Source organism: Treponema sp., assembly GCF_017430385.1.
Lineage (GTDB): Bacteria > Spirochaetota > Spirochaetia > Treponematales > Treponemataceae > Treponema_D.
On the sequence record NZ_JAFRNB010000074.1, the window covers coordinates 1 to 10,144 of the forward strand.

The 10,144-nt window shown below is 42.5% G+C and carries 11 protein-coding genes and 2 pseudogenes; 4 read left to right on the forward strand and 9 right to left on the reverse strand.

Going from position 1 to position 10,144, the window contains the following annotated elements:
- Nucleotides 1-114: 114 nt before the first annotated feature.
- Nucleotides 115-594 (reverse strand): annotated as a pseudogene (locus tag IJJ71_RS04980) (DapH/DapD/GlmU-related protein); the annotation flags it as partial.
- A 9-nt stretch (nucleotides 595-603) separates the two neighbouring features.
- Entirely contained in the window at nucleotides 604-732 is a 129-nt protein-coding gene (locus IJJ71_RS04985; RefSeq protein WP_296845678.1) for a hypothetical protein, read from the reverse strand.
- Between the two features lie 325 nt (nucleotides 733-1,057).
- Here IJJ71_RS04985 and IJJ71_RS04990 point away from each other — a divergent pair, with 325 nt between their 5' ends.
- From IJJ71_RS04990 to IJJ71_RS05000, 3 genes are all read left to right on the forward strand, one after another.
- Nucleotides 1,058-1,912: a BRO-N domain-containing protein gene (locus IJJ71_RS04990; protein WP_296845679.1), complete on the forward strand. Its 855-nt coding sequence runs from the start codon at nucleotides 1,058-1,060 to the stop codon at nucleotides 1,910-1,912.
- Nucleotides 1,913-1,916: 4 nt separating this feature from the next.
- Nucleotides 1,917-2,480, forward strand: a complete 564-nt coding sequence (locus tag IJJ71_RS04995) for a TetR/AcrR family transcriptional regulator (protein ID WP_296845681.1) — start codon at nucleotides 1,917-1,919, stop codon at nucleotides 2,478-2,480.
- Between the two features lie 182 nt (nucleotides 2,481-2,662).
- Nucleotides 2,663-4,000: an MATE family efflux transporter gene (locus tag IJJ71_RS05000; protein WP_296845682.1), complete on the forward strand. Its 1,338-nt coding sequence runs from the start codon at nucleotides 2,663-2,665 to the stop codon at nucleotides 3,998-4,000.
- A gap of 159 nt (nucleotides 4,001-4,159) precedes the next feature.
- Here the strand turns inward: IJJ71_RS05000 and IJJ71_RS05005 are convergent, their stop codons facing one another.
- From IJJ71_RS05005 to IJJ71_RS05025, 5 genes are all read right to left on the reverse strand, one after another.
- On the reverse strand, nucleotides 4,160-4,636 hold the full coding sequence (locus tag IJJ71_RS05005) for a pyridoxamine 5'-phosphate oxidase family protein (protein WP_296845684.1): 477 nt from the start codon (nucleotides 4,634-4,636) through the stop codon (nucleotides 4,160-4,162).
- A 97-nt stretch (nucleotides 4,637-4,733) separates the two neighbouring features.
- A complete protein-coding gene (locus IJJ71_RS05010) occupies nucleotides 4,734-5,084 on the reverse strand; it encodes a putative quinol monooxygenase (RefSeq protein WP_296845685.1) in 351 nt (116 codons plus the stop codon).
- A gap of 18 nt (nucleotides 5,085-5,102) precedes the next feature.
- Complete coding sequence (locus tag IJJ71_RS05015; protein WP_296845686.1) at nucleotides 5,103-5,948, reverse strand: DUF3737 family protein; 846 nt, start codon at nucleotides 5,946-5,948, stop codon at nucleotides 5,103-5,105.
- Between the two features lie 15 nt (nucleotides 5,949-5,963).
- A complete protein-coding gene (locus tag IJJ71_RS05020; protein WP_296845687.1) occupies nucleotides 5,964-6,686 on the reverse strand; it encodes a DUF4405 domain-containing protein in 723 nt (240 codons plus the stop codon).
- Nucleotides 6,687-6,706: 20 nt separating this feature from the next.
- On the reverse strand, nucleotides 6,707-8,149 hold the full coding sequence (locus tag IJJ71_RS05025; protein WP_296845689.1) for a flavodoxin: 1,443 nt from the start codon (nucleotides 8,147-8,149) through the stop codon (nucleotides 6,707-6,709).
- A gap of 155 nt (nucleotides 8,150-8,304) precedes the next feature.
- Here IJJ71_RS05025 and IJJ71_RS05030 point away from each other — a divergent pair, with 155 nt between their 5' ends.
- Nucleotides 8,305-8,922 carry a hypothetical protein gene (locus tag IJJ71_RS05030; RefSeq protein WP_296845691.1) on the forward strand — a complete coding sequence of 206 codons (618 nt, stop codon included), beginning with the start codon at nucleotides 8,305-8,307 and terminating at the stop codon, nucleotides 8,920-8,922.
- Here IJJ71_RS05030 and IJJ71_RS05035 read toward each other — a convergent pair.
- The gene (locus IJJ71_RS05035) at nucleotides 8,897-9,730 is read right to left on the reverse strand and encodes a sensor histidine kinase (RefSeq protein WP_296845692.1); all 834 of its coding nucleotides are present in this window, start codon (nucleotides 9,728-9,730) and stop codon (nucleotides 8,897-8,899) included. The genes IJJ71_RS05030 and IJJ71_RS05035 overlap by 26 nt on opposite strands.
- Nucleotides 9,727-10,144 (reverse strand): annotated as a pseudogene (locus tag IJJ71_RS05040) (ATP-binding protein); the annotation flags it as partial. The pseudogene IJJ71_RS05040 and the gene IJJ71_RS05035, both read right to left, overlap by 4 nt.

Here is a 10,144-nt window from a genome sequence, read left to right on the forward strand (position 1 = left end):
AGCAGTCTGCGTAAGCAGACCGGCCGTAGGCAAGCCGCGGAACAGCCGACCGCCACTTGTGGCGGTAACGCCCGATTATTTCATCTATTCCTTCTGTTCTGAAGGATCGAGCATTTTAATAATTTTTGCAGGCACTCCACCGACTACCGCAAAATCCGGAACATCTTTTGTAACTACAGCTCCTGCCGCAACTACTGCATATTCGCCGATTGTAACGCCGGGACAAACTGTAACGTTCATGCCAAGCCAGGCATTCTTTTTGATTGTGACTTTGCCGTAAGTGTATTTTGTATGACGCTCATTAAAGTCGTGATTGATTGAAGCAATGCGAAGTCCGGGAGCGATGCAAACCCCGTCGCCAAACTCAATTCCACCCGAAGCCGACAAAATGGCAGAATGATTGATGAAGACATTTTTTCCGAACTTTACACGGTTTCCAAAGTCGCAGATAAAAGGGGTGAGGATGCGCACGTCATCCAGTTTGCGGCCAAAAAGTTCTTCCAGGACAGAAACATAGCTTTTGTCATCGGGCATCTTTGCATTTGCAATTGCGCAGAGTTTTCTCGCTCTCATACTCGCTTCGCTCGTTTGCATGAGAGGAAATTATATAAATCGTCGCTCACGCGACTTGCGCATCATCTCGCTAACGGCTTCCTTAAAATAAGGCTCACGAACATCTGTCGGTCCACCTTTTTCCATAAGTTCATAAACATAGCCTGGGGTGTAGTCCATTTTGTCCTCCAAAAAATTATTCGGGCGTTTGTCGTTCGCTTAGTTTGTTAACAAACATGCTCACTTCACGAGTTTTCTTTTGCTCACCAAAGGGTTCGCATTTTGATTCGCAAAAACAAGAAAACTCGCGACGTCGGGCTTTCCGCACTTCCGCTATCGCTCCATACCGCTTGCGCGGTACGCCTTAGGCGGTGCTACAATCCCTAACGCTCATCTGCATTATAAGCGACAACTGTCTATTTATTAAGGACAAGTTGTGGTATAATGTTGTTTAAACGACAGATATTGCAAAAATGCTTATTAAATAGGTTTTCTGGAGGTAAAAATGGCTGAAGAAAAAACACAAATCAGGCTTTTTGAAGAACAGAAAGTTCGCACAATATGGAATGCCGAAGAAGAAGAATGGTATTTTTCAGTTGTGGATGTAGTTGCAGTATTAACGAATAGTGCAAATCCAAATAATTATTGGAAAGTCCTAAAAAACCGCCTGAAAAAAGAAGGAAGTCAGTTGGTTACAAATTGTAACCAACTGAAATTACCGGCTGCCGATGGAAAAAATTACAAAACAGACTGTCTTGATACAGAAGGAATTTTCCGTCTGATTCAGTCAATTCCTTCTCCAAAAGCAGAACCCTTCAAATTATGGATGGCTCAAGTTGCAAAAGAGCGGTTGGATGAAATGCAGGATCCTGAGCAGGGAATCCATAGGGCTTTGGCAGAATACAAGGCATTGGGATATTCTGACAACTGGATTAATCAGCGCCTTAAATCAATAGAAATCCGCAAAGATCTCACTGATGAATGGAAAAAGCACGGGCTTAAAGAAGGCGTTCAATTTGCAACTCTTACGGACATTATCTATAAAACCTGGGCAGGAAAAACTGCAAAACAATATAAAGAATATAAGGGGCTCAAAAAAGAAAACCTCCGCGACAACATGACGAATCAGGAACTGGTTTTGAACATGCTTGCAGAAATGGCTACAACTGATATTTCAAAAGCTCGTAATCCTCAAAATTTTACGGAACACGCAGACACAGCCCGCCGAGGTGGAAATATCGCAAAAGAAGCTCGCGAAAAACTGGAATTGGAAACAGGTAAGAAAATTGTATCTCCGCTAAACGCAAAAGATTATTTTGAGCAGCAGCAGATTGAAGACAAAGGCGATAAAAGGGAGTAGAACTATGACCGAGGAAAAACTCGACCCGCGTATTATCCGCACAAAGGAAGCAATTCAGAGTGTTTTTAAGCAGATGGTCTGCGAGATGCCTTACGAAAAAATCACAGTAAAGGCAATTACCGAGGCAGCAAGAATCAACCGTAATACTTTTTATCTTCATTATAACTGCGTGGATGATGTGCTTGCGGAGATTCAGGCAAAACATTCAAGCGAATACTCTGCCATAGTTTCGGGATTTGACCAGCTTAAGGATACGGACAAACTGGTGAGGTCCTTTTTTGAATACATGGAAGCCCAGGATGATTTTTTCAAACGTGTCACCTGTGATAGCCGTTTTGACTATATCCGAGAAAGAATGCAGAACCGTGTTACAAAGCAGGCTGCGGAATCCCATCCGCTAAAGGGGCTGGACCAGAGTGTGCGCAATATCCTTTTGACTTTTAATAACTGCATTGTCCTGCTTTACCGCCAGTGGGTCGCCGATGGCCGGAAGATTCCAATGGAAGAAATGATTGAGCTTGCAACGACGCTTCTGGAAAATGGGATGAAAGGCTTTAGGAATAAATAGAAATATAAAACTAGTTAATACAGGTATAATGAAGATACCCGTCGTTGATTTTTTTCATCAGATTATATAATATGATGTTGCTCACGCGGAGGGCGTGTCATTCAAATGGAAATGACAGGCTGGATAAGGTGCAGGTTGAAATACCTGAATTTTATCCAGCCTTTTTTGTTTTTGGAGAACTTATGTCTGAGACAACTTTGTTTACTTCCGGGAGAATTGCTCCCCGGCTTCTTCGTTTTGCGCTTCCAGTTCTTGGGGCTTTGTTTTTACAGTCTTTTTACGGTGCTGTTGATTTACTCATTGTAGGTCAGTTTGGAAATGCAGCTGATGTTTCTGCGGTTGCAACCGGAACTATGATGATGCAGACTATCACTTTTATAATCGTTGGTCTTGCTATGGGCACGACCATTCAGATGGGGCAGGCTCTGGGGGCCGATAAAAAAGAACTGGCTGCAGATATTGTCGGAACAAGCGTAATCTTCTTTGCTTTGCTTGCTCTTATTGTTACTGTTCTGATGATTTTTCTCACCCGCCCTTTTGCTCTTCTTATGCAGACTCCAAAGGAAGCCTTTGATAAAACCTGTATGTATGTTCATATCTGTTCGGCAGGAACTGTTTTTATAACTGCCTACAATATGATGGGCGGTGTCTTCCGTGGAATGGGAGATTCAAAAACCCCGCTTCTTACAGTTTTTGTTGCCTGCATAATTAACATTTTTGGTGATCTTATTTTTGTAGCCGTTTTTCACATGGCAGCAAGCGGGGCAGCTTTGGCTACTGTTATTGCACAGGCTTTGAGTGTTCTATTTTGTCTGATTATTGCAAAAAAACGAGGGCTTCCATTTACTTTCTCAAAAAAGAATATCCGCTGGAAGGGAAATCTTGTGACTCTGGTCTGCAAAACTGGTGCACCAATTTCTTTACAGGACGGACTTGTTACTGTATCTTTCCTTGTGATAGCGGCAATCATCAACCGGCTTGGCTTGATTGCATCTGCTGGTGTAGGAGTAGCAGAACGTGTCTGCGGATTTATTATGCTTGTTCCTTCTGCATTTTCTCAGTCTTTGAGCGCCTTTGTAGCCCAGAATATTGGAGCCGAAAAATATGACCGAGCAAAAAAAGCATTGCTGTATTCTATTGCGGCCTCTCTGGCTTGTGGTGTGATTATGGGCTATTTCGCCTTCTTCCACGGAAATCTTTTGGCTGCCATTTTCTCTAAAGACAAGGAAGTAATTTCAGCTGCCCATTCTTATCTTAAGGCTTACGCCATCGACACACTTTTTGTTTCATTTCTCTTTTGCTTTATCGGATATTTTAATGGATGTGGAAAAACTTCCTTTGTTATGATTCAGGGAATCGTGGGTGCTTTTGGCGTACGAATTCCTATTTCATATTTGATGAGCCGCACGGTGAATCCAACACTTTTCAGAATCGGTCTTGCAACACCGTCTTCAACTTTTGTGCAGATTACCTTGTGCGGGATTGTGTTTTTGGTGTTGGAAAGGAAAAGAAAGAAATGAATCATATAAATGAAACTATTTAAAGAACTGACTGGCCATGGACACTTTTTAATCCTGAAGAAAAAAAACAAAAGACACGAAACGGTTTTTCCTGAAGAATGCAAAAAGGTCTTTGAGCTGGGAAAGAGTATTTTTCAGTAATACTTATCAATATTGCGCCTACGACTCATTCACCAGCTTACCGGTCATGTGCTCAATTTCAAGCTCAAGGCACTGAACGCGGGGAAGGGCATTTTTGAGTTCATGTTCAAGATATTCCTGGTCATCTGTAAACTTTTGAACCAGCTTTGTGCAGATTTTTCGGGTAAGCTCCGGATCAGTTACCAGGCGGATTTTTCCAAAGACAATTACACTGTTGATGTTCAGCGCCCATTCGCCTTCCTTGCGGTAGCCTGAATCGTAAACGCAGAAGCTTGCCTTGTCGTAATTTTTGATGGCATCTATTTTGTGGCCTTCCTTTGCGCCGTGAAAATAAATCTTGTTGTCTTCTTCGCTGTAAAGGTGGGAAAGAGGAAGCCCGTAAGGATATCCGTCATCACCCAGCAGAGAAAGAACTCCGCGCTTTTCATTTTTCAAAATCTCTTTACATTCAGCGTCTGAAATCTGCTGCTTAAATCTTCTCATTGGTCGGAACATAATGACACTCCTTACTTTCTATATTACAATTCCCAGAGCGATTGTGGCTCAGTTGTTGTGGACATATGCTGATTATAGCGGAAATAGTTTTTAAACATCAACTTCTGATAAATGACTTGTCCTGCTCTGGTATTTTATCGTCTGAAACAAAACGTTCGATTGTCATATGCAGGTCGTATTTTTCGCGGAGCTCGGCAATTGTTTTCATCATTGGAGTGGCATGGTGCAAATCAATTGCTTCCTGATTTTCCCAGGAGTCGATTAAGAGGATTGTTTCGCTTGTGTCATCGCCGACTTTTTCTTCACCAAAGGGCAAGTAATATTCATAGCGGAGGTTTCCTTTTTCTGCGCGAATTTTTTCGACGGTGCCGCTTGAAATCATTTCGCGGGCAAAAGCCTGAGCCGCACCTTTTTTTCCGGTGTAACGAAGATTTACTGTAATTGCCATTTTATTTCTCCTGATATTTTATTCTTTGCAGATAATTTGCGTTTTTGATTTATCGCAGATTTCTTCTTCCAGAATTATCTGGCCGATTGAGTCTGCCGTGATTTTTCCTGCAAGAGGATTTTTTATGCTGTCGATTTTTCCGCTGACTTCTACATCTATGGTGCTGCGTTCGAAAGCAAGATCGCACTCTTCCATAGTGCAGTTTTTGAGCACGAGATTTTTGCAGTAGCAGAAAGGCTGAGTTCCAATAATGCGGCAGTTTATGAGAGTGAGATTTTCTGAATACCAGCCAAGGTATTCGCTTTTTACAGTTGAGTTTTTTACTGTCACGTTTTTTGTGTGCCAGAAGGCATCTTTTGTGTTCAGCTCTGAATCTGTAATTTCGATGTTTTCATTATACTGAAAAGAATATTTTCCCTTCATTTTTAAGCCAGTAATTTTTGCATCACGGATTTCAAAAAAAGGATATTCAGATTCTTCGATTGTGACATTTTCAATTGTCAGCTTTTGACTTTTCCAGGCAAACTCTGGAGAATTAACGCTGCAGTTTTTCAGGCTGATATTTTCGCATTCACGAATTGCCTTAATTCCGCCGAGTCTGCTGTTTTCAATCAAAATATCTTTATCATACCAGAGTGCAGCCCGGCAGTTTTCTGTAAAGTTTGTATCGGTGATTTTTGCTTTTTCAACATGCCAGAAGGGATAGCGGAGATTCATAAAGCAGCCGGTCACGTCGATGTTGCGGCATTCTTTAAAAGCGGATTCACCGTCAGCAGGACCATCAAAGCAGCAGTTTTTTACTGTAAGATCTTTAAGACCGTACAAAGCTCTCTCTTCGTCAAAAGTTTGATTTTCAATAATCACAAAAATACCTCAGAATTACAGTTTACCTTTTTTCAGACTCTTTGCCAAAAGGTGCGAGAGTGTGGCAAACAAAATGATAATGGAAATATAATCAATAGCAAAAAGAATGTAGCCGCATTCCAGATCAAAGAAGAAAAACTGCTGGCGAAGAATCAGATACTTCCAGACTCCGCGGGCGATGAAAGCGTAAATGCCATAAGCGCAGACCAGGGCGAGAAGGATTTTGCGAAGTTTGTCATGCCGAACTTGTTTCGGCATCTCTTCTGCATGAGATCCTGAAACAAGTTCAGGATGACAGTTGATGGGGGCAGGATGACACATTTTATTTGTAATCATCCCCACATGCAGTCCGATATGCAGCGACATAAAAAGATAATACCAGTGGCTGGCAAGCAGATGCGCAATGCGGGCAAAGCCAAGACCACCCTGAATGTTCAAAAATGTGAAGATATGATTTGAAAGAATGATTCCGCTTATCATCAAAAAAATTGTGCAAATCAAAATGCAGCAGTTGATGACGGTTTGCATCACGCGATATGGGTTATAATTTCCACGGAAGATTGCTCCGTACCAGCGTCGGTTTAAAGCGATGTGAACGCCCCATAAGACAAAAAGCCCTACGCCTAAGATTTCGTGCACGATGTCTGCCGGGAACAAATAGTTTCCGCCCATGAGGATGATAGAGAGGATTGTCATTGTAATGTCGATTGTCATTCTTAAGCGCTGGGGTTTTGTCATTATTCTGCTCCTGTGTTATTCTATTTTACTCCGCATTTTTTAAGCCATTTTTCTACATCTTTTGAAAGAGAAGAGCCGCCAGAATAATGAACTGAAAGACCTGCGGTCAGCGTTGCCTTTGGAGCAAGCTTTGAAATTGCTGTAAGGCTCTGGCCGAATCTTCCGCCTCCATGAGAGCAGAATGGCATAATTGTTTTTCCCGAAAAATCGTAGCTTTCTAGAAGGGTTGCAATTGGCATTGGAATGCTGGCCCACCAGTTAGGATAGCCTAAGATTATTGTATCATATTCTTTCCATTTTTTGCTGTCTATTTTTGTTTTGATGGCAGGGCGGGCCTGCTTGTGCTGATCGCTCTGTGCCTGATCTAAAACTGTGTTGTAGTCTGTGGAATATGGTTTTACCAGTTCAAGCTCAATGCTGTCAAAGCCGGTCTGGCTGGCAATTTCACGGGCAACTCCGCGGGTGTTTCCGCTCCAGGAATAAAAGATGATAAGGGTTTTGCCGTTGCCAGCTGATTTTTTTGCGCCGGGATTGGCTTCTTCGCGTGTTGCGATTGTACCTTTTACGCTGTCATCTGCATTGCAGACAAGACGAAGACCTACATTGTAAGCACTGTTGTTTTGCGGAAGGGCTGCACGGTAGGCAGAACGGAGATTTTTTCCAAAGTCGTTCCAGCCGCCGCCACGGTAAACACGACGGGTTCCTTCGCTTGCGCCTGTTGGATTTGTCACCCCTGAGGTTCCAGCGTTCCCTGAGCTTGTCGAAGGGACCGAATGGTAGTCCCCATAATAATCAAAGCACCATTCGCCAACATTTCCGTAAATGTCGTAAAGTCCGTTTGGATTAGCCTTAAAGCTTCCCACATCCAGAGTTTTTCCGCGGTAAACACCGGGGCGGGTTTCCAGAACCTCGTCATTAAAATAATTCTGCTCAATCTGGTATGGATAGTGGCCGTAAAAGTTTACATCCTCGGCACCGGGAACCCTGCGGGAATAGAAAGGTGTTGTGCTTCCGGCTCGGGCTGCATATTCCCATTCGGCTTCGGTTGGAAGGCGGTAGCCGTCGGCGCTTCTGTTCCAGGTGACTGTATTGCCACCATCTGTAATTGTGTAAACAGGAGTGCGTCCATCGCGCTTACTCAAGGCATTGCAAAACTCAATTGCTTCCAGCCAGGTTATGCTTTCTACAGGCAGCTTGTCTCCCGTAAAGTTAGAAGGATTTTTACCTGTAATTTCGCGCCACTCTTTTTGAGTAACTTCAAACTTTGACATGTAAAAAGAAGCAAGTGTAACACGATGTTGAGTCTTATCATTGCTGCGCCAGTCCTCGCTTTCAGGACTTCCCATTGTAAAGGAGCCGCCTTTTATAAGAACAAAGTCGGAAGATGGGACAGGGTAGTTACTTGCGTTTAACATTGTGATTAGTCCTAATGTAATTAATATGGAAGAAAATAGTTTTTTCATTCGTTTCCTCCAGTTTTGATATTAACGGCGGAACTTAAAAAAGTACAATGCTATTTTTTTATGCGACCATACGCGGGAGGCATAGTAAAAGAGCCAAAAACAAAACAAAGTCACTTTCTTTATCTTTTTTGAAGCTTATGCTAGAGTTATTTCAAATGGAAAACATGACAGAAAATCAGCGTGCTTCAAATCTTTCTCAATTCACCTATTCCTTAAAATGGCAGATTCCCCTTGGCCTTATTTTTGCCGCTTTGAATATTGGGGTAAACTATCTTCAGAAGTTTAATCCTCTTCCACTTTACATGGACACAATTTTTACGATTACGGCTTCATTTTTTGGGGGTGTGTGCGGTGCCATAAGCGCACTTTTGTATCACATTACCACGACTTTTATTTATGAAAAAGTTCCCCTGTGGTCGCTGGTCTGGATAATCTGCAGCCTGACCATTGTGATTATTATCAGAATCTATATCAAAATCCGAAAGAAGATTGAGATTCCTGACCTTTTCCTTCTTGTGTTTTTGATTTCCCTTATTGTCAGCCTTGAAGGTGCCACAATTTTTACGCTTCTCAATGTTTTTACCGGCTACAATGAAGATTCTCAGGTGAAATTCATGTATGCACTTTTAAGCAGCAACAGCATCTCGGCATTCATTTCCGCCCTGCTGCCACGAGTTCCGGTGAATATCCTGGACAAGGCAATCAGCGTGAGCATCGGGTGGGCCTGCTACAAAGGAATCGGAAAACTTATTTCACCGGCAAAAAAAGCTTGACCTGCGTTCCGGTTTCTTCATCGCTTTTAATTTCAAACTTTGCGCCCAAGAGTGCAGCACGGCTTTTCATTCCTTTTATGCCCAGGCGGGTACTTTGGGAAATTATGTCTTGGCTCTCTTCTTGAATCGGGGAAAATCCGATTCCGTCATCGCTAATCATAAATAAAAGTCCCTGGCTCTTTGCGTCTGTGCTGTCATTTTCTTTTCGGACAATTACGCTTACTTCGCTTGCCTTTGCGTGTTTTATGGCGTTGTTAATGCTTTCCTGAATGATTCTGAAAATATGCAGCTTCTGCTCCGTGGTGATTTTTGACAGGAGTTCAGTTTCCTCTGCGTAAAACTTGCACGCAATTCCGCTCCTTTCTGATGTGTTCTCACAAAGTTCTGAAAGCAGCCGTGTGATGGAGGCGCTTTCTATTTCGCTTGGAGTAAGATTCCTGATGATGTTGCGGATATTTTTGAGATTTTCTTCTTCGATTTTCTGAATCTTCTGCAAAAGGCTTTTCTCGTCTTCCGAAAGATTTTTTGATTCGCCCAGCTTGTGAGCGTAGAGCAGGGCAGTGCGGATGTCCTGAGTTACCGTGTCGTGCAAATCACGGCTGATGCGGCTCCTCTCGTTTTCCTGCACCTGGGTGATTGTCTCGGTAACAAGACGCTCCTTCCTGTTCTGCTCCTCAAGGTTTCTGTTCTTTTCCCTGCTCTTGATGTATGAAAGAAGAAAAAGGATAAAGGCAAGGCATAAAATAGAGATGATGGAAAGAAGCTCTATAAACTGAAAGACTGCAAGGTTTGTTTCTGCGGGATTCATAGAGCCCCCTGCAAAAAGTCAAACAAATCAAGAGTAATGATTCCGTTTTCATCTACTCCAGGCTTTAAGCCGTTTTTTGTTACGATGATTTTTTTAAATGAATCGTCAATATGGTTCAGGGAGCGTTTTTCCTGAATCTGCTTTTCGGGAGAATCCATATTCAAGGCGGACTGAACATAGATTTTCTGGCTTCCAAGACTTGCTATAAAATCCACTTCAAGTGATTTTTGCACATATATGCTTTTACCTTTTGAGTCTATGCGGTCTGTTTTTTCGCTTACATTTACTTCGCCCACATCAACAGAAAATCCCCTGTAACGCAATTCGTTGTAGATGATGTTTTCCATAATGTGTGTTTCCTCAATCTGTCTGAAATTGAGTCTGGCATTTCGCACGCCTATATCCTCAAAATAA

What these genes read in the sequence shown, in the direction of transcription:
- IJJ71_RS04985 (WP_296845678.1), bottom strand. Translation starts at nt 732, where the DNA reads ATGGACTACACCCCAGGCTATGTTTATGAACTTATGGAAAAAGGTGGA.
- IJJ71_RS04990 (WP_296845679.1), top strand. Translation starts at nt 1,058, where the DNA reads ATGGCTGAAGAAAAAACACAAATCAGGCTTTTTGAAGAACAGAAAGTT.
- IJJ71_RS04995 (WP_296845681.1), top strand. Translation starts at nt 1,917, where the DNA reads ATGACCGAGGAAAAACTCGACCCGCGTATTATCCGCACAAAGGAAGCA.
- IJJ71_RS05000 (WP_296845682.1), top strand. Translation starts at nt 2,663, where the DNA reads ATGTCTGAGACAACTTTGTTTACTTCCGGGAGAATTGCTCCCCGGCTT.
- IJJ71_RS05005 (WP_296845684.1), bottom strand. Translation starts at nt 4,636, where the DNA reads ATGTTCCGACCAATGAGAAGATTTAAGCAGCAGATTTCAGACGCTGAA.
- IJJ71_RS05010 (WP_296845685.1), bottom strand. Translation starts at nt 5,084, where the DNA reads ATGGCAATTACAGTAAATCTTCGTTACACCGGAAAAAAAGGTGCGGCT.
- IJJ71_RS05020 (WP_296845687.1), bottom strand. Translation starts at nt 6,686, where the DNA reads ATGACAAAACCCCAGCGCTTAAGAATGACAATCGACATTACAATGACA.
- IJJ71_RS05025 (WP_296845689.1), bottom strand. Translation starts at nt 8,149, where the DNA reads ATGAAAAAACTATTTTCTTCCATATTAATTACATTAGGACTAATCACA.
- IJJ71_RS05030 (WP_296845691.1), top strand. Translation starts at nt 8,305, where the DNA reads ATGGAAAACATGACAGAAAATCAGCGTGCTTCAAATCTTTCTCAATTC.
- IJJ71_RS05035 (WP_296845692.1), bottom strand. Translation starts at nt 9,730, where the DNA reads ATGAATCCCGCAGAAACAAACCTTGCAGTCTTTCAGTTTATAGAGCTT.